At 57.6% G+C, this 16,863-nt stretch carries 23 protein-coding genes and 2 pseudogenes; 10 read left to right on the top strand and 15 right to left on the bottom strand.

Annotated elements, in window-relative coordinates:
- Positions 1 to 2: 2 nt before the first annotated feature.
- The 10 genes and pseudogenes from ACFTOW_RS15180 to ACFTOW_RS15135 all read right to left on the bottom strand — a co-directional run bounded on the left by ACFTOW_RS15180 (position 3) and on the right by ACFTOW_RS15135 (position 5,324).
- Entirely contained in the window at positions 3 to 383 is a 381-nt protein-coding gene (locus tag ACFTOW_RS15180; protein WP_379917180.1) for a phospholipase D-like domain-containing protein, read from the bottom strand.
- Positions 384 to 414: 31 nt separating this feature from the next.
- On the bottom strand, positions 415 to 840 hold the full coding sequence (locus ACFTOW_RS15175; protein ID WP_379917178.1) for a type II toxin-antitoxin system VapC family toxin: 426 nt from the start codon (positions 838 to 840) through the stop codon (positions 415 to 417).
- 2 nt (positions 841 to 842) lie between these two features.
- Positions 843 to 1,091, bottom strand: a complete 249-nt coding sequence (locus tag ACFTOW_RS15170) for a FitA-like ribbon-helix-helix domain-containing protein (RefSeq protein ID WP_379917175.1) — start codon at positions 1,089 to 1,091, stop codon at positions 843 to 845.
- A 108-nt stretch (positions 1,092 to 1,199) separates the two neighbouring features.
- A pseudogene (locus tag ACFTOW_RS15165) lies at positions 1,200 to 1,412 on the bottom strand (tyrosine-type recombinase/integrase); the annotation flags it as partial.
- Between the two features lie 178 nt (positions 1,413 to 1,590).
- Positions 1,591 to 1,731: pseudogene (locus ACFTOW_RS15160) on the bottom strand (exonuclease domain-containing protein); the annotation flags it as partial.
- A gap of 95 nt (positions 1,732 to 1,826) precedes the next feature.
- On the bottom strand, positions 1,827 to 3,068 hold the full coding sequence (locus ACFTOW_RS15155; RefSeq protein WP_379917173.1) for a hypothetical protein: 1,242 nt from the start codon (positions 3,066 to 3,068) through the stop codon (positions 1,827 to 1,829).
- A 3-nt stretch (positions 3,069 to 3,071) separates the two neighbouring features.
- Positions 3,072 to 3,389, bottom strand: a complete 318-nt coding sequence (locus ACFTOW_RS15150) for a type II toxin-antitoxin system RelE/ParE family toxin (protein ID WP_379917171.1) — start codon at positions 3,387 to 3,389, stop codon at positions 3,072 to 3,074.
- The gene (locus ACFTOW_RS15145) at positions 3,386 to 3,655 is read right to left on the bottom strand and encodes a hypothetical protein (RefSeq protein WP_379917169.1); all 270 of its coding nucleotides are present in this window, start codon (positions 3,653 to 3,655) and stop codon (positions 3,386 to 3,388) included. Before ACFTOW_RS15145 ends, ACFTOW_RS15150 begins: the two co-directional genes overlap by 4 nt.
- A gap of 62 nt (positions 3,656 to 3,717) precedes the next feature.
- The gene (locus ACFTOW_RS15140; RefSeq protein ID WP_379917167.1) at positions 3,718 to 5,025 is read right to left on the bottom strand and encodes a HipA domain-containing protein; all 1,308 of its coding nucleotides are present in this window, start codon (positions 5,023 to 5,025) and stop codon (positions 3,718 to 3,720) included.
- Positions 5,022 to 5,324 (bottom strand): helix-turn-helix domain-containing protein, encoded by a 303-nt coding sequence (locus tag ACFTOW_RS15135; protein WP_379917165.1) that lies wholly within the window; start codon positions 5,322 to 5,324, stop codon positions 5,022 to 5,024. The genes ACFTOW_RS15140 and ACFTOW_RS15135 overlap by 4 nt, the downstream gene beginning before the upstream one ends.
- Positions 5,325 to 5,506: 182 nt before the next feature.
- Here ACFTOW_RS15135 and ACFTOW_RS15130 point away from each other — a divergent pair, with 182 nt between their 5' ends.
- Positions 5,507 to 5,662 carry a hypothetical protein gene (locus tag ACFTOW_RS15130; protein WP_379917162.1) on the top strand — a complete coding sequence of 52 codons (156 nt, stop codon included), beginning with the start codon at positions 5,507 to 5,509 and terminating at the stop codon, positions 5,660 to 5,662.
- Positions 5,663 to 5,949: 287 nt separating this feature from the next.
- Here the strand turns inward: ACFTOW_RS15130 and ACFTOW_RS15125 are convergent, their stop codons facing one another.
- A complete protein-coding gene (locus tag ACFTOW_RS15125) occupies positions 5,950 to 6,423 on the bottom strand; it encodes an ISAs1 family transposase (RefSeq protein ID WP_379917160.1) in 474 nt (157 codons plus the stop codon).
- A 285-nt stretch (positions 6,424 to 6,708) separates the two neighbouring features.
- Here ACFTOW_RS15125 and ACFTOW_RS15120 point away from each other — a divergent pair, with 285 nt between their 5' ends.
- The 3 genes from ACFTOW_RS15120 to ACFTOW_RS15110 all read left to right on the top strand — a co-directional run bounded on the left by ACFTOW_RS15120 (position 6,709) and on the right by ACFTOW_RS15110 (position 8,622).
- Positions 6,709 to 7,137 (top strand): hypothetical protein, encoded by a 429-nt coding sequence (locus tag ACFTOW_RS15120; RefSeq protein ID WP_379917158.1) that lies wholly within the window; start codon positions 6,709 to 6,711, stop codon positions 7,135 to 7,137.
- Positions 7,138 to 7,482: 345 nt separating this feature from the next.
- Positions 7,483 to 7,968 (top strand): hypothetical protein, encoded by a 486-nt coding sequence (locus tag ACFTOW_RS15115; RefSeq protein ID WP_379917156.1) that lies wholly within the window; start codon positions 7,483 to 7,485, stop codon positions 7,966 to 7,968.
- Positions 7,969 to 8,622, top strand: a complete 654-nt coding sequence (locus ACFTOW_RS15110; RefSeq protein ID WP_379917154.1) for a YqiA/YcfP family alpha/beta fold hydrolase — start codon at positions 7,969 to 7,971, stop codon at positions 8,620 to 8,622.
- A 59-nt stretch (positions 8,623 to 8,681) separates the two neighbouring features.
- Here the strand turns inward: ACFTOW_RS15110 and ACFTOW_RS15105 are convergent, their stop codons facing one another.
- The 3 genes from ACFTOW_RS15105 to ACFTOW_RS15095 form a co-directional block, all read right to left on the bottom strand.
- On the bottom strand, positions 8,682 to 9,887 hold the full coding sequence (locus ACFTOW_RS15105; protein WP_379917152.1) for a hypothetical protein: 1,206 nt from the start codon (positions 9,885 to 9,887) through the stop codon (positions 8,682 to 8,684).
- A gap of 44 nt (positions 9,888 to 9,931) precedes the next feature.
- The gene (locus tag ACFTOW_RS15100; protein ID WP_379917182.1) at positions 9,932 to 10,189 is read right to left on the bottom strand and encodes a type II toxin-antitoxin system RelE/ParE family toxin; all 258 of its coding nucleotides are present in this window, start codon (positions 10,187 to 10,189) and stop codon (positions 9,932 to 9,934) included.
- A 74-nt stretch (positions 10,190 to 10,263) separates the two neighbouring features.
- On the bottom strand, positions 10,264 to 10,515 hold the full coding sequence (locus ACFTOW_RS15095) for a hypothetical protein (protein WP_327544444.1): 252 nt from the start codon (positions 10,513 to 10,515) through the stop codon (positions 10,264 to 10,266).
- Between the two features lie 379 nt (positions 10,516 to 10,894).
- Between ACFTOW_RS15095 and ACFTOW_RS15090 the strand changes: the two genes are divergently transcribed.
- Positions 10,895 to 11,149, top strand: a complete 255-nt coding sequence (locus ACFTOW_RS15090) for a ribbon-helix-helix domain-containing protein (protein WP_327544443.1) — start codon at positions 10,895 to 10,897, stop codon at positions 11,147 to 11,149.
- Between the two features lie 4 nt (positions 11,150 to 11,153).
- Complete coding sequence (locus ACFTOW_RS15085) at positions 11,154 to 11,465, top strand: type II toxin-antitoxin system RelE/ParE family toxin (protein WP_379917150.1); 312 nt, start codon at positions 11,154 to 11,156, stop codon at positions 11,463 to 11,465.
- 511 nt (positions 11,466 to 11,976) lie between these two features.
- Here the strand turns inward: ACFTOW_RS15085 and ACFTOW_RS15080 are convergent.
- Positions 11,977 to 12,549, bottom strand: coding sequence for a hypothetical protein (locus tag ACFTOW_RS15080; RefSeq protein WP_379917147.1), 573 nt, complete (start codon positions 12,547 to 12,549; stop codon positions 11,977 to 11,979).
- A gap of 354 nt (positions 12,550 to 12,903) precedes the next feature.
- Between ACFTOW_RS15080 and ACFTOW_RS15075 the strand changes: the two genes are divergently transcribed.
- The 4 genes from ACFTOW_RS15075 to ACFTOW_RS15060 all read left to right on the top strand — a co-directional run.
- Positions 12,904 to 14,058 carry a tyrosine-type recombinase/integrase gene (locus tag ACFTOW_RS15075; RefSeq protein ID WP_379917145.1) on the top strand — a complete coding sequence of 385 codons (1,155 nt, stop codon included), beginning with the start codon at positions 12,904 to 12,906 and terminating at the stop codon, positions 14,056 to 14,058.
- A gap of 168 nt (positions 14,059 to 14,226) precedes the next feature.
- Positions 14,227 to 14,877 carry an N-6 DNA methylase gene (locus ACFTOW_RS15070; RefSeq protein WP_379917143.1) on the top strand — a complete coding sequence of 217 codons (651 nt, stop codon included), beginning with the start codon at positions 14,227 to 14,229 and terminating at the stop codon, positions 14,875 to 14,877.
- Between the two features lie 2 nt (positions 14,878 to 14,879).
- Positions 14,880 to 16,529, top strand: coding sequence for an Eco57I restriction-modification methylase domain-containing protein (locus ACFTOW_RS15065; protein ID WP_379917140.1), 1,650 nt, complete (start codon positions 14,880 to 14,882; stop codon positions 16,527 to 16,529).
- Positions 16,510 to 16,863, top strand: a 354-nt coding sequence (locus ACFTOW_RS15060) for a GIY-YIG nuclease family protein (protein WP_379917138.1), incomplete at its 3' end; no start/stop codon positions are given. The genes ACFTOW_RS15065 and ACFTOW_RS15060, both read left to right, overlap by 20 nt.

The raw sequence follows: 16,863 nt of genomic DNA, 5'->3' as shown, positions 1-16,863 counted from the left end.
CCTCACGTCGTGACAACAACATCTGGTGCGACCCTGAACAGGCCAGTGCGCCTTAACCCACACAAATCGCGAAGGGACCTCTTGTCCTTCTCTTGCTCGATGCTTCTGTCTAGGCGAGAGGCAATTTCCTGAAGGCCGGCTTCGAATGCGCGCTTAGTACGCTTTGAAACCTCATCTCCCATCAGGACGCGGATATGATCAACCTTCTGCCATTCGTCGCCGAGCGCGAGCAAGGCGCCGATCTCGAAATATCCCGTCGCAATGTCGATTGACTTAGAGAGCTGGCACCAGTCGTGGAGGTATCGGAGCGCCTTCCATTCATCGGCGCTATTGTCGACGATGAACAGCTCGCTGCCGGCCTTATGACTTTCTCTTTTCGGCATCAAACCAACCCATATTCTGAACAAAGACTCATCACGACGCGTCACCCCAAGGGTTGATCAGGTCGACGCCGCAGCCTTCGAAGTCTGCGGTGTTCCGGGTGGCGACGGTGGCGCCACGGGCGCGGGCGATTGCGGCGATCTGGCAATCCGCCTGCGCGATCGGCCGGCCGGCAGCGCGCCGGCTGGCGGCAATGGTGGCATAGGCTTCAGCAGCGGCACTGTCGAAGGCGAGCACGCGCCCGGCCATGTCGTCGCGCAGGATGCGATCGATGGCGTAAGCCAGGCCATCGCGGCGCTTGCCGTTGTCCATGATCGCGACGCCGTAGCGCAGCTCCGCTTCGGAGATCGCGGTCAGGTAGATATCGAGCCCGTCCAGGCCGGCGAGCCACTCCTCGACCCGCGGTTCCGGGGACGGGCGAAGAAGCTCGGAGACGACATTCGTATCGACAATGATCATGCTTACGCCCGATCAAACGCGGGCGGCTCGCGCATTGGCTCACGCGGGGGGAGGTCCAGCTCCACGCCACCCAGGGGCGCGACGCGCGCCCGGATCGCGGCGGCGAGGTTGTGGGCGGGCTTTTCCTGCCCGACAACCTGGCGCAGGATTTCGCGGGCCTCTTCTTCCATCGACCGGCCATGCTCGGCCGCGCGAACACGCAGCCGGCGCTTCACCTCGTCGTCCAGATTGCGAATCGTGATGCTGGCCATGATTTCCTCCGGCTACCATGGCCAAGCTAACGGGCGATTGCAGTGCAATCAAGGTTAAGCTCATCTCGCCAAGCCATTCTCACAACGACGAAATCGGCTGCGCTGGGCCTACTCCCCCACCACCTTCAGCCGCGGCCGCAGCATCTCGCCCACCGCGTTGACGCCGGCGCGCAGCGGGGACTCGATCAGGTGGGCATAGCGCTGGGTGGTTCCGATCTGCGTATGACCAAGGAGCTTGCCGATCATCTCGATCGAGGCGCCGCCCGAGACCAACAGCGAGGCGAAGGTGTGGCGCAGGTCGTGGATGCGCACGTCCGGGATGGCGCAGCATCTCTTCGTCGAAATGGATGCTGTTGAACCCGGTCCAGATCGCGGGGGACCAGCGCTCGATCAGCGCGCTAATCTCCTGTGTGAACGCGAAGAGCGTCGGCAGCTCCGGATCCACCAACTGCGCTGGGCGCACGCCGGTGACGGCCAATGCCCAAGGCGACGGGATGATATGCGGCGCGATGCGGCAACGCAGATTGACCCGCTCGATCTCCCGGAATTCGCCATCCGTCAGAATGGCCGCGAATTGCAAGGGCTGATCAAAAGCGGGCGAGATGCCTGTTGTTTCGAGATCGTAAAAGGCGAATGTCATGAGCGCAGCTTAGCGCGCGACGCTGAATCCGTCATCTTCCAATGACAGATTGCGGGCAATGCCACCGCTGCTGTCATTTCACCACAAGGCGCCATTCAAGCGTTACCCCTTTCGATATCTGCAAGTCTGGATTGCAGCTGCGCTGACATGATCCTGTCGGTGGCTGTATTGGCAGCCAGCCTCTGGAGTTCTTGCAGCACCCGCTCCCCCTGCCCGATCCGCGCACTTGCTGCCATGACATGAGTCACCGCTTCGTCGATATCGAAAGGGTTTGGATCGTACCCGCGCCCCACCAGTAGATGACCGATGGCATGCAAGCCGACCTGCGCGGCAAAAGCTGGCTCCTTGATGACAAAATCCCGCGCTGCGCGAATGAGCGTCGCGGGCGCTGCACTCGGTTGCGCTGCGCAATCGAGCGCGATGTCGAAATACTTCGCCGTTTTGGCGGCGGCAAACCACTTGCCCTTCGAGCCCTGCGTTTCGATCAGATCTTCAAGGATCCGGCGTGCATCGAGATCAGGATAGCGCTTCACCAGATCACGCCACATAGCGAGATAGGTATTGCCCGAGACCGATGGCAGGCCGAAGCGACGATAGGCTTCTTCCTCGCGCCCCTGTGCAACCAGAATGCGCTCACAGAACTGCGCGATGTCCTGATAGCCCCACGGACGACGATCCCCCTGCAGCAGGGCTTCGGCATAGGCGAGCGCGTCGTCTTCACGGCCCTGACGCAGCAGCGCCTCGGCGCCGAACTTCTCGTCGAACCACAGGTGCGTCTTTTTGCACGCAAGAAGTGCCAGCAGCTCGTCATGACGCCCCGCCTCTAAAAGGCAGGACAGCGTCAGCGAGGCTGCTGGGACATGAATGAAACGCTCGTGATCGGACCACGCGGCCTCGATCATGTCGAGGTCTCTGTCGGCGTGCAGATTCATCAGGGCTGGGTATGCCGCAATCTGCCCGAAGCAATGCGCGATCGGCGCAAGATAATCCACGCCGTCATCCTCGATCGCTTCGCGGAGTTGTTCCAGCCATTTGGCGCGGGTTTTCTCGTCCGCGGGTGCCTCGATCAGGACCGGCAGCAACTCCACCAGTGTCCGACGCACGGCATTGCCAAGCGCGCCCGAGGAGGTGTCGATGTGCTCGAAGGCAGGCCAGATACGCTGGGCGAGCGCGATGACACCCTCAGCGGCCGTTACAGGATCGACGCGCGCAACGGCCCGGATCTCTGAGCTGGCAGATTTCAATCGCTCGATGGCCTTGGCGGATGACTTCCAGCTATAGGCGCCCGCGCGCATGCCCGGCTTGAACGCCCATTTATGTGCTGGTGTCTTTGCCATCCCCTAACGCCTCCGCACAGTGCTGCGGGCGATCCAGTCAGATCCCGCATAGCTGATGATATGCACCAGAACCTCGCGTTCGGCCTCATGGACGGTAAACGCAATGACAGCCTTGCGACCAGCCGGAATAGCGCGAAGACCCGGAGCGATTTCTGAGCGGACGCTGCCTTTGAAGGGGGTCTCTGCCAGACTGGAAACAACAGCTTCGATCTCGGAGAGACGCCGCTCGGCTGCCTCCGGCCCTGCATAGTTCCTGATCAGCTCTGCGATCGACGCCAGGTCATCTGCCACAGCCGGGTGAAACCGGATGCTATACGTCATCCCTGTCGCGCGACGCCGATACGGGCGCGGGCCGCCGTAAAGGCGCCCTCGGGATCAACATATTCCGAGTGTGGAGTACGCATCCGTGCACGGATTTCTTCGGCCATCGCATCAAGCGCAATGGCGCGCTCCTCTTCATCCCGGATCATCTGTTCAAGCGCCGCCGCCACAGCAGCGCTCTGCGAGGCGAATACGCCTTCACCGACCTTGTCTGTCAGGAAACGATGATGGCGATCCGTGAAACTGAGCGTGGTTTTGACGGTCATGATGAGACTCCAAGTATGACTTGGTAATCTACATATCGCGCGGCGCTGTGACAAGGCGGGCATTATAAACGCCCCGCCATACGCAGGGCGTTTTCTTCAACTGCCGTGGCGGTCTGCACGACATATCCCTGTGTGGCACCCGCCAGCGCTGTTACCTCGGACATGACCTTCGCGCTGTTCACCACCATCGCGTCAACGATCTTCTGGACACGGTGCTTTACATCCGTTGGACGATACCCAACTTCCCGCGCAAGGGCTTCCCAGTGCCGCCCAGCAATCGTGTCCGGGCGTCGCTTCTTGCCATCAATTGATTGAGCGTAGGTTTTTACGACGTGGGGCCAGGACAGCACCGTCGAGACATCATAAAGCGGCGCGAGACGAGGGCCATCGCCCACCGGCAGGATGAGGGAATAGTTCTTGGCATGTGCGTCGGTATTGGCGACGAGGATGTTGAAGATGACCTGATCGAGCAGCCCCAGGGCATCGCTCGCACTGACATGGCGCCCGGTCTCGAGGAGGGTTTTGAGGTCGAGCCCGGGCAGCGTGCCTCGCTCGTACTTGCGCCCCGGCGGCAGGCCATTGGCCTGCGCAAAATCTTCCTGGTGAAGGCGCAAAAGCTGTCCGCTGCGCCCGATCCTGCGATCATAGCGCAAAACACCGATGGCGGTTCGCTTTGACGACTGCAGGACGGTCGCTTGCGCGGCGTCGATCCCGATGGCCTGCGCCATCCGCAGACACCAGACCTCGTTCTCGGTAATGCCGGGCAGGTTCGGGTTGTCGGGCTTCACAATCAAAGTGGACGGCGCCCCGTTGAGGGGGATAGCAAGCACATCGCCCGCCTGTGGCAAGCGCAGCACGGGCTTGCCGTCCGCGCCCAAAACGGCGAGCGCCGACTTCTTCTGGCCGCCCGCCAGCGACTGACGCACGCCCTCCTCGCCAACCAGAAACGGCCGGCGACCGAGATCTTCAAAGTGGCGCTCAAGCGCCAGTCGCGGATCCGCTGTATCATAGAAGGCGGTGAGCGGCGCATATTTCCAGGCACCGCGATCGGTCGCGGCACCGAAGGACAGAGCACCAGCGGTATCGCCTCCGATCTCTGCCAGCACCGCGAGGACATCTGCCTGGTCGAGGCCAAGGGATCTGGTCAGAACCTTGAGCTGGTCTTCCTCTGGCAAGAGGTTTGCCAGCCAAGGCGAGATGACGTCCGAGGGATAGGATTCGGCCCGAAGGGGCATCGTGACAGACAAGGGGAAAGCCCCGGCCGTCTTCAGCCAGCGATCCGCATAATGGAAAGAGAGAGACCCATCAGCAGCAACGTCGACCTGCCCCACCGCGAGGCCATCGAACCAGACGGAGACAGAAGCCGTCACTGGTAGTCTCCTAGGTCATAGCCTTCAGAAGCCGCCGTGGAACTGCGCGGGGGAGCTTCGCTGCCTCCGTCGGCGATCAACAATGTTAGGGGTACGCGCAGAGCGTCGGATATCCGTTTCAGCGTCGTCAGCCGCGGATCGCGTTTCCCCGTTTCGATCAGAGAGAGCGCCGGAGCGCTGATACCGGTCAAACGCGCCAGCTGCTCCAGGCTCAAAGCCTGCCCTGCCCGAGCCGCGCGGATCCGGCGACCGGCTTCCGCCAGCAGAGTCTTCTCGGCATTATTGACCACCTGCACCACCTTACCTTTTCCGGTAAAGATACAGGGAAGCCGCGATGCATTCAACGAAATTTATCTTTAACAGTAAATCGCGATACGACCATCCACTGTCCCGCGCAATCCTTATCGAATAAGGTAAGGGGCTATCGGAGGACTGCAGGGCACTTTTGCCCGCTTGAATCCCCGCGAATGCGGGGCAAGGCGTGCGCGACATCGCCTGGAAAGGCCAGATGCGAATGTGCCGACGCTATAAGCACCTTGTGGCTTGCGGCAAGCCGACAGTGGTGGCCAACACCGCAATTGCACGAGAGATGGTCGGCTTCATCTGGGCGATTGCGCAGGAGGTTGAACCCGCCTGACGCTCATTCATCAAAAACGCAACACCCCGATCAGCTGATGTGCAAACCTGGGGGTGGAACACGGTGGAGAACCCTTGGGAAGCATTGTGAGCCAGTCCTTGAAAGGCTGACGCTCGTTCCCAGAAAGAGGCAGCTCCAAGACGCAACCACGGTCATGCGGTATCCAACCCGCGCATGAGAGTATGCTCAACCGTCGTCTCAGTTCCACCTCCAGCCTTGCACATCTATACAAAATACCCCCGGCGATCGGGCCGGTCGATCCAGCGTGACAAAATCATTGACTGCGATCATGAGAGTGCTTCGATGGCCGCGTCCAACTCTGCGCCCCGATCCGCGGGCACCGTGGCCAGCGTCAGGCGCAGCCGGGAGGCGTAGGCTGAGACCATCATCCGGGTTTTTGCGGTCTCGCTCTTGCCCCGAGCCCCGCGCAGCGCCTTACCGTCGATGGCGATCACATCACCGTCTTGAAGCAGAGCCGCGACCTCAGCCAACACTTTGCCGAAGGCCGCATCCAGCGCCTTGGGGTCAATCATCGCGAACACATCGGAAAACGTGTCATGTGAGGGTATGGCGTGCTTGAGCTTAAGGAAGCTTCTGAAAACGTTCTCTTTTGCGCGCCCGAACTCTGCCATCTCCGCACAGGAACTCGAGCCACAGAGCACCGAAACGAACGCGATAACAAGCAGTTCGCCGAGGTCATGACGGGCATTGCTGGCCCGCGGATCGGGGATGCTGCCGAAGGCGTCGAGGAAAATCTGCATGATCGAAGGCTCCAAGATGATGAGACCACCATCCAGAATCCATCACGCCAACAGGCGCAACCCGCTTACCGACCCAGCCAAGTCCAAAAGCGATTCTCCTGAGGGGATGGGGTGCCAACACCGTCTTTAGCCCGATCAAAATCCACGAGTTCGAGATGCTGAGCGTAGAAAAAACTTGCCTTAAACAGATGGCCGAATAGCTTGAACTGACGCAGGAAGCGCCGAGACCAACCGAGCCGGATCATCGTTGCTCAAATGATGCTGCAAAAACGAAAGGACACGTGAATGCCGTTCATTTATGTTGAAGCCGAGGACGAATTTATCATTGAATTCCCTGAAGCAGACTTCATGTCGAATTGGGACAGTCCAAGCGCAGAGTCTATCTGCGAAAATTATGGGCATCCGAAATGCACAATAAACTTCATGATCGATAATCCTAGCGACCCAATTCAACCCATGTATATTGCTGTTGCAAGCACAGAAGCTTACGAAGGCGAACTGATATCCGAAAAATTGAGCGAAAAGTCCTATAAATTCAAAATACACGGAAAATTCAAAACAAATGTGCACAAAGACACTGTTGCAGCCATAAAGGAAGGTGCAAGCCCCCGTCTTGATGGCGTAACACGCTTCCGTGAGGATTATATGTTTGAGGATAACAACAAACCAGCACTGAAAAAAGATGGCTGGCTGTTTTCAGCAAAAAAGCTCTAGGGTCAGTCTCATTCTCTTGGCATAGCTGTCATATCCCGTACTCACCTGGATCGCAGCACTGATCTTTGGCTTCATCGTCGCGTGCGTATGACGAAAAATCAGCACGTCGCATCCCATCCCGAACCTTGCGCAAGATCGATCGTGCGATGAAAAACGTAGATCAGCGATAGTCTATGTGATCATCGGGTGCGGAACACGTATGGTTATTGACGGAGCCGAAACCAGTCACCAAGCCTTCGCAAACTGCTGAAACAGCATTGAATGTTGGAAAGTGCCAAAAGATTTTGGGCGTTCTCAAGAAACACTCCCAATAACCCCCATGATAACAGAGCAAAGGAGACCAACATGAGCGACGACTCAAATAAGAACAAGCAATACGTTTGCCTCGATTTCGGGGGAGCAAACTGCACCTATATTGAAACTAATGAAGACCACCTTGATGAGGAAGAAGATCTCAACGCGTGGTTTGCAGAGAACGGTATCTCTGAAGATGATGCGGTAGGCTGGGCAACAAAAAGTTTAACTGTAATTTTCGATGGCGACCTCGACGATCCAGAAAAATTCAAATCCATAAGGGCGATCGGTATTTACGGTCCCAACGCCGTTGAGGTAGGAGATGGCATCCCTTCAATTTCTGGATTTGCAGTGTATCTGGAAGTTGAGGCCGACAGTGGCCTTTCGGAGGAAGAACTTGAAGATATCTTTCACTTGGTAATCCCCGTAATTGAAATTAACAATGCACGAGTAGCTTTCACAGAATTTAACGATTATTCCGTCTTGCTAGAGGCGCCAAGTGACGGTGTGCGTCCAGTCAATGTTATTTGGCCTTAGGTGGTTATTGACGGAGCCAAAACTGGTCACCACGACATCGCAGACCGCATTCGGCCTTTCATTCAAGGCACAAACGTTGATCACATTTACTACTGTCATGGGTTCGCGTCACACTTCGACGCCAACAAAGACAAGGTACGCGCGTTGAGTGCCGCCGCAATCGTCGACGGGAATACGGTCGATTACACGCGCCCACCACATAAGGTTTTCGACTCCTTTCAGAAAGCCATGTCCGCACGCAGGAATTACCTGGTCGTTGGCACAAGCATGGGTGGCTTCTTTGCCGCCTGGCTCGGAACTGAACTTGGCTTACCGTATGTGGCCATAAACCCGGCTGTTACCCCTTCACATTCGCTCCAAAAATATATTGGCGAGGGTGGAACACACTACGGGACGCGGTTCACCCTACGAGAAGAGACTGTCGAGGCCTATAACGCCCTCCCGTTTCGAATGGATGGCCAAGGGCTCGTTGCCCTCGACATGGGCGACAACGTCATCGACCCGCAAGGAACCCTGCAAATCGTTGGGGATATTTTGCCCATTGTGACCTTTCCGGGCGGCTCTCACCGGTTTGATCACATGCACAAGCTGGCAGCCGTGATCCGCTCGATGTTTTTTAGACCGCCAAGCGAAATGCACGGGTCGTCAGCTTGAGGACGGTTCCCCCAACTTGCCCGTGAGGCTGAGGCCCACGCGGGCAGACGACAAGCCTCTCAATGCTTATTTCTGGATTCGTCGATCGAAGAGAGCACACGCGCCAACCGATCCGCCATGAGGCCCGCTGATCTGGGTGAACTTGAGATGCAGTGCAGCTCCTGCAGCGCCCAGTCAGACGCGCCAATGCGTCCCGCAGCAACCATCAAGTGCTCGACAGCTTTATCAATGTCCAACGGCGATGGTTCATAACCGCGGCCTTGAACGAGATGTCGGACCGCACATACGGCAACGTGGGCGGCAAAATTGGGCTCCTTGAGCTTCAGGTCCCGGGCCGCGCGGATCAAGGTTGCCGGTGCCGCGTCATGTTGAGCGGCGCAATCCAGCGCGATATCAAGGAACCTCGCCGTCTTTGCCGCGGCAAACCATTTTCCTTTTGAACCGTGAGCAGCGATCAAATCCTCGAGGATCATCCGGGCGTCGAGGTCTGGGTAGCGCTTCACGAGATCACGCCAAATGGCGAGATAGGTATTACCCGAGGCGGTGGGTAGACCAAATCGACGATAGGCATCCTCCTCACGGCCTTGGCGGACCAGGATCTTTTCACAAAAGCGGGCAATGTCTCGACGCCCCCAAGGCGGGCGGTCATCGGCAAGAAGTGCCTCCGCGTAGGCCAAGGCTTCATCCTCACGCCCTTGACGCAACAGGGCCTCAGCGCCGAACTTTTCGTCAAACCACAGGTGGGTCTTCTTGATCGCCAGCAAATCTAGAAGCTCAGCGAAACGCCCTGCCTCGAGCAGGCAGGACAGCGTCAAGGTCGCCGTCGGAACATGTGCATAACGTACGTGATCCGACCATGCGGCCTGGATGAGATCGAGATCACGGTCAGCATGCAGGTTCATCAAAGCCGGGAAAGCCGCGATTTCACCAAATCGATCCGCGATCGGTGCGAGGTAATCAACGCCGTCATCGAGGATCGCCTCACGCAGAAGCTCCAGCCATTTTGCCCGGGTGTTCTCATCGGCCGGCGCATCAATCAAGATTGGCAGAAGCTCATCAAGCGTCCTCCGGACCGCTGTGCCGAGCGCCCCGGAGGATGTGTCGATATGTTCAAAAGCGGGCCAAATGCGCTGGGCCAGCGCAATGACGCCCTCAGCGGCGATCACAGGTTCCGAGCGGGCCACCGCCCGGATTTCGGCACTGGCGGACTTTAGCCTGCCGATAGCCTTTGCCGAGGAGCGCCAACTGTACGCACCGGCACGCATGCCCGACTTGAAGGCCCATTTATGTGCGGGACGCCGAGCCACAGTTATTGTCCTCGTGATGAGGTTCGCTGAACCCAGTTGGAACCAGCGTAGCCGACAACATGTACGAAAACCGTTCGCGTGGCATCATCGACCGTGAAGGCGACAACTGCCTTCCTGCCTGCAGGAATGGCGCGAAGGCCCGGAGCTATCTCCGCTCGGATGCTGCCCTTGTGCGGCGTGTCCGCGAGGCTCAATACGACTTCCTCAATCTCAGCCAATCGACGCTGTGCCGCTTGCGGCCCCGCGTAGCTGGCGATCATTTCCGCAATCGATTTCAGATCGTCCGCGACGGCCGGGTGGAACCGGATACGGTATTTCATCTTGCGCGCGGCGCTCAGATGGCTTGACGCGCGGCCGCAAAAGCAGGCGCAGGTTCAACATATTCGTCGCGCGAAGTTTGCATCCTCGCCCGAATTTCGTCGACCATACCATCAAGCAGGATAGCCCGCTCCTCTTCATCACGGATCATCTGCTCAAGCGCTGCGGCAACGGCCGCACTTTGTGAGGCAAACACGCCCTCACCGACTTTCTCCGTCAAGAAACGATGGTGCCGGTCGGTAAAGCTCAGGGTGGTCTTGTGGGTCATCATGCACCTCCGGTATGACTAAGTAGTCTACGCGGACATGGCTCAGGTTTCAACAGATGGATCGTCAAGCCTTGGCGCATTGACCGGTCTGTTTGCCGACAACTTGCAAAACATATCAATTTCCCCCACTTCGACCGCTCTCAGAGTGGCTGAATGGGCATGCACGGCCCATGTACCGTTGGCAGTAGGTGTAATCACGTTGGAGTATCGAAGAGGGCATGATCGCACGGCTAACCTGAGGCGTGCGCTACCGCTTCACGAACTAGGCCTCATCGTCAACGCGCCGCTCCAAGACCCGGGGAAGCAAACTCGCGTTAGGGTCACGCTTGTCAATGCATTCAATATTGCTTATCTTGAAGACGGAAGAGCGGAGGTCACCATGTCCCAAACTACAACGATGACTGTCCGCATCAGCGGCGCGCTGAGTGAGTTCGTGGCGTCGAACGTGGGCGAGAACGGCTCCTACGAGAACATCAGCGAATACGTACGCGACCTGATCAGGCGAGACAAGGAGCGGGCCGAGATGGAGGCTTTTGATCGTCTGAAGGCTGAGCTGACACGGGCGTTCGCAGCTCCCGAGGAAAGCTATAGCTCATTGACCGCCGCAGAGGTCATTGCCAGGAACCGGGCCTAACGACGTGGCCATTCGCGTCCAGGAGTCGGCATCGCTGCGGCTTGACGAGATCTACCGCTACACCCGCGACCGCTGGGGCCCTGAGCAGGCGGATCGGTACATCACCGAGCTCTTCGCGGCGTTCGACCGGATCGAAAGCCATGGCGTCGCGTCCCGCCCCATTTCAGCCGAGTTCGGGGTGAAGGGATTCTACTTCCGACACGCACATCATTTCGTGTACTGGCGGCGGCTGACAAACGGGGACGTGGGCATTGTCACGATCCTGCACGAGCGGATGCATCAGATGGACCGCTTTCGTGACGATCTGCCGGAGTGACCAAGGTTGGTGGCACGATCATCTTTTCCAGTCGTGGGGGGACTCGAAAAATGTTGACCAGGTGTTGACCAGAAACTACACGCAAAATTCCCCAGTGTTTTACTAGGGAATTAAGCTTTTGTTTTATTTGGAAGATTTGGTTGCGGGGACAGGATTTGAACCTGTGACCTTCAGGTTATGAGTCGTGTCGAACACACCACGCCCGATTGCGCTCGTTTGCGTATTCCTTCGACATTTCCGCCAGTTGGAGCCCCCTGCCCCGCGCGCACCATGCGCAGGATTGCGCAGAAACTGGCAGCACTTTGTGCCCTCTTGCTTCCACAATGCTTCCGCGTGAGCGTTGGCTGATGGTCGCGGTAGCAGGGCAATCAGATACAAAAATCACATCGAATGCCCCTCCCAAGTTGCATTTAGGTGCAACCTGCGCGATGCCGTGCCCGATCAAGACCAGTGACAGTCATGATGAGATCAAGCATACGGAGATAGTCCGCAACGCAGCCATTATGGCTCATCACCCACCCTCTGTGGCCGGGCTGAGGATCCGCATAAGGTTCTCCCGGTAGCGGGCAGCCGCCTCTTCAAACATATCAATCGGGAACTCCTCCCGCAGATCCGGCTCCGTCGCACCTTTTCCTGTCTGATAAAACCGAAGCGCAAGAATCGGATCATTTCCTGGTTTTTTCACCAAGTAGCCGAAGGTCGCATGGCGTCGATCCTCGGCCTTGTAAGAGATGTAGACGTCGACATGCATGTCTCCGCTGATCATGCTGCCGCCTGTCTTCACGCCAGCCCCGACCGTATTCCCGCTGAGATTAAACTCGGCAGCGAGCGCATCATAAACCCTTCCCAGGAGGGCACGCGCCTCTGCGTCCTTCGGTCCGAAGAGTGCTTTTGCATCGCGCGGAGCACTAATCCGGATCTTGGTTTCCAGCGCGGCGATCACTGCCTCCCGCTCCGCCTCGGTTATGTTCGGGTCCCGGATCGCGTTCTCGTAGAAATTTCGCAGCCCCCTGCGGGTAATTTCTCTTGTCTCGATCGCGTCGAGGGCTCGCCGGACCCGCTCAGAAAAATTCGGTGAACTCATGATCTTTCTCCTTGGATTCCTTCAATTTCCTACTCCATCTGGCGATCGTCGGATTTTCACAATTCCCGTCACAAATGCCCGCGCGCTCAGCGCCTGATACTTCCAAGCTCTTTGCCTGCAGGGATTTTTCGACTCCACAGGAATTCCATTTCTTTGTGTGGGTATAGCAGCGACGGCGAAAGCCCGGAACCTGTGTTTTGATTCGTTCAAACCACCTCCACCCCGCACAGACGCGCAGAATGCCCTACTCAGCAACGCGCGTCTTTTCCTTTTCCTGCGCATTTTCAATGTGTTCGTTGACTACCAGCGCACCTTCCGGATTATGGACAAAAGACATTCGGAAGGCCCACCACCATGCCCAAGCTGACCAAGCGCCTCGTCGATGCTGCGGAAGCCCGCGATGCAGAGTATTTCACCTGGGACAGCGAGATCCCAGGCTTCGGGCTGCGGGTGCTGCCCAGCGGGCGAAAGGGTTATGTGGTCCAGTATCGCGCGGGGCGCCGGTCGCGGCGGATGAGCCTAGGGCCTAGCACGGTCCTGACTTGCGAGCAGGCGCGCAACCGCGCCATGACCATCGTCTCCGCCGCCCGCAACGGCGAGGATCCAGCCGCCGAGCGGGATGCCGGGCGCAAAGCAATCACGGTGAAGGAGTTGGCGGAGCGTTTCGACAAAGAACACATCGCGATCCGGCTCAAGGCCAGCACAGCAGGCGAGTATCGCCGAAATCTGCGGCGCTTCATCCTGCCAGCGCTCGGCCAGCTCACGGTCACCGGGATCACCCGCGCCGATGTCGCGAAGTTTCACCACGAAATGCGCCACATCCCCTATCAGGCGAACCGCTGCCTCGAGGTGATCTCGAAGATGTTCGTGCTGGCCGAAATGTGGGGGCTGCGGCCAGACGGGTCGAACCCGCGCAAGCACATCCGCAAATACCCCGAGGAAAAGCGCGAACGCTTCCTCAGCGCGGCGGAGTTGCGCCGGATCGGCGAGGTGCTGCGCGAGATGGAGGCCGAAGGCATCGAACTGCCCTCGGCCATCCTCGCCGCGCGCCTGCTGATCCTGACGGGCTGTCGGCTGAACGAAATCATGACACTGCAGTGGGCATACATTGATCTGGCCGAGCGCGTTCTGCGGCTTCCGGACTCCAAGACCGGAGCCAAGGTCGTCCATCTCGGACTGCCTGCTATCGACCTGCTCCGCGACGCCCGGCGCATCGAAGGCAACCCCTGGGTCATCGCCGGCACCCTGCCGGGCAAGTCGCTGAGCGACCTTCAGCCCTTCTGGCAGCGCGTCCGCGCCCGCGCCGGGGTGAAGGACGTTCGCATCCACGACCTACGCCACACCTTCGCTTCTACCGCCGTGGCCTCAGGTCAGGGATTGCCCATGATCGGCAAACTTCTCGGCCACACGCAGGTCCAAACCACGGCCCGCTATGCCCACCTCGCAGCCGAACCGGTAAGGATGGCGGCGGATGCGGTGGCGCAGGAGTTGCGGCAATCCTTGGGATAATTGCGCACAAGCTCTTCCCTTTTCGATTGATCCCCAAGATTCGCGCGGCTACGCTTGCGTCGGCATTGAATGTCTGTGCCTTAGGTCTCTGACCAATGTGTAAGCATCGCCACCCCCGCGAGAAGAAGATTTCAGCTAGATGGATAAGCCAACCATAACGAATATATTATGCCACTGATCAAATCGAAAAAACGCGTGGCCGACCATGGCGAAGTGTTCACCCCGGAATGGATGGTGGATGCGATGCTTGATCTGGTGAAGGAAGAATCCGAACGGATTGACTCGCGGTTTCTGGAACCCGCCTGTGGTAGCGGGAATTTCCTTGTCAAAGTCTTGCAACGCAAATTGGCCGCCGTCGAATTGAAATTCGGCAAATCCGAGTTCGAGAAACGCCAATACGCCCTGCTGGGGATAATGTGCATCTACGGGATCGAGCTTTTGCCCGACAACATCATCGAATGTCGCGCCAATATGCTCGAAATACTGGCCGATTACCTGCGCATTGATGATACGGACGATCTCTATGTCGCCGCATCCTATGTGCTGTCGCAAAACATCATTGAGGGCGATGCCCTGTCGATGAAAGCCCATGATGGTGACCCGATCACCTTTGCCGAATGGGCCTATATCGGCAAGGGCAAGTTCAACCGTCGTGATTTCCGGCTGGACGTTCTGACAGGATCATCCGCCTTCAGCGCCGAGGGGACCCTGTTTTCCCATCTGGGCAAGCATGAGATTTTTACGCCGATCAAGACCTACAAGCCGATGACGATCCGCGATCTGGCCGCAGAGGGTGGCAAACCGCAGGAGGCCGCCTGACCATGCAAGATCGTTTCGTTCTCAAAGGGCGCAACCCCGATGTTCTGACCTGCATCGCCAACCTGTCGAATGACGAGGTGTTCACGCCCCCCGTCTTTGCCAATCGCATGTTGGATACGGTCGCTGCGGCATGGGCGGCCGATCATGGCGGGGCGGATATCTGGGCCAATCCCGATGTGAGGTTTCTGGACCCCTGCACGAAATCAGGGGTATTCCTGCGAGAGATCACGCAACGCCTGATCCGTGGGCTGGAAAACCAGATACCCGATCTTCAGGAACGTGTGGATCACATCCTGACGCGGCAGGTCTTTGGCATCGGGTCCACGCAGTTGACCAGCCTGATGGCACGGCGGTCGGTCTATTGTTCCAAGGATGCTACCGGGCCGCATTCCATCACCCGCCGGTTCAACGCACCCTCTGGCAATATCTGGTTCGAACGAACTGAACACACATGGAATGCACAGGGCAAGTGCAGGTTCTGCGGGGCAAGCAAGGCCACACTGGACAGGGGTGCGGAACGCGAAACCCACGCCTATGCGTTCATTCACACCGACAACATCAAGGCGCGGATCGCCGAACTATTTGGAGCCGACATGCAATTCGACGTCATCATCGGGAACCCGCCGTATCAGTTGAACACTGATGGCCACGGAACTCAGGCTCGGCCAATCTATCATCAATTTGTTGCGCAAGCAAAAAATCTGGATCCACGATATTTGACCATGATCATCCCCTCGCGTTGGTTTTCTGGAGGAATGGGGTTAGACGACTTCCGTGAGACGATGCTAGGAGACGATCGACTCAAATCAATAGACGATTTTCTTTCCGCGTCAGACGTGTTTCCGGGCGTGGGCTTGAAGGGTGGAGTTTGCTACTTTTTGTGGGATCGTGACAACTCTGGTCCTTGCCGTGTGGCGACACATTACAAAAGTGAAACCCCATCGATAGCAACCCGTCCACTGCTTGAAAATGGCGCAGATATTTTCATCAGATTTAACGAGGGCGTTTCAATCTTAAAAAAGGTTGCGCTTGTTGAAACAGGCGATGCGAAAACCGTGGAGCTCCCAAAAGATCGTCGCTTTATGGAATTGGTAAGCTCGATTGGCTCGTTTGGTTTAGGAAGTACGTTTCGGGGCAAGGATCGCCCAAGTGGTGATGACCTGAAAGTGTATAGAAATGGTGGCGTAGGATATGTGCCCCGCGCAGCAATCGAGAAAGAACAACACGTTTTCGATAAATGGAAAGTCTATATTGGGCGAGCGGCTCCCGGCACCGGCAATAAGGACACGTACCCCCATCGGATTATCAGCACTCCTTTTCTTGGTGAGCCGGGATCAATTTCTTCTTGGACGTATATGTATATCGGCCCTTTTGATACAAAAAAAGAAGCTGAGAGCGTTCTATCCTACCTGTCATGTCGCCTTACTCGCTTCCTGATCCTTCTGCACAAACCCTCTCAGGATACGACCCGCAAGGTCTATACGTTTGTGCCAACACAGGACTGGACACGCGAATGGACAGATCAGGATCTTTACGTGAAGTACGGCCTTTCCAATGAAGAAATTGAATTTGTTGAAAAAATCGTTCGTCCGATGGAATTGGTCAGCAATTTGCTTGGTGAGGTAACTGTGAATGACGGTGACGATGAATAGGCCAACCATCGACGACATCCTCTCACCCAAGCCCGTCGCTCGGCCCCGCATCTATGCCTATGCCATCGCGGATGCGGCGCATGAGGGGTTGCTCAAGGTTGGTCAGACCACCCGCGATGTGAAAAAACGCATTGGCGAGCAATTGCGTACGGCGGCGATCACCAATTTCACCATCGAACTGGATGAACCCGCCGAACGCGATGATGGCAGCATCTTTTCCGATCACGAGGTGCGGGCCGCCCTCACCCGCAAGGCAGGGGAATCGCTTTTGGGCCGATCGGTGTGTTTGAGCGCGCTTGCGTCTGAGCCTGAGTTGGATTCTGTAATGTTGGGT

Source organism: Lacimonas salitolerans, from assembly GCF_042677865.1.
GTDB lineage: Bacteria > Pseudomonadota > Alphaproteobacteria > Rhodobacterales > Rhodobacteraceae > Lutimaribacter > Lutimaribacter salitolerans.
This window is presented reverse-complemented; position numbering and strand designations above follow the sequence as displayed.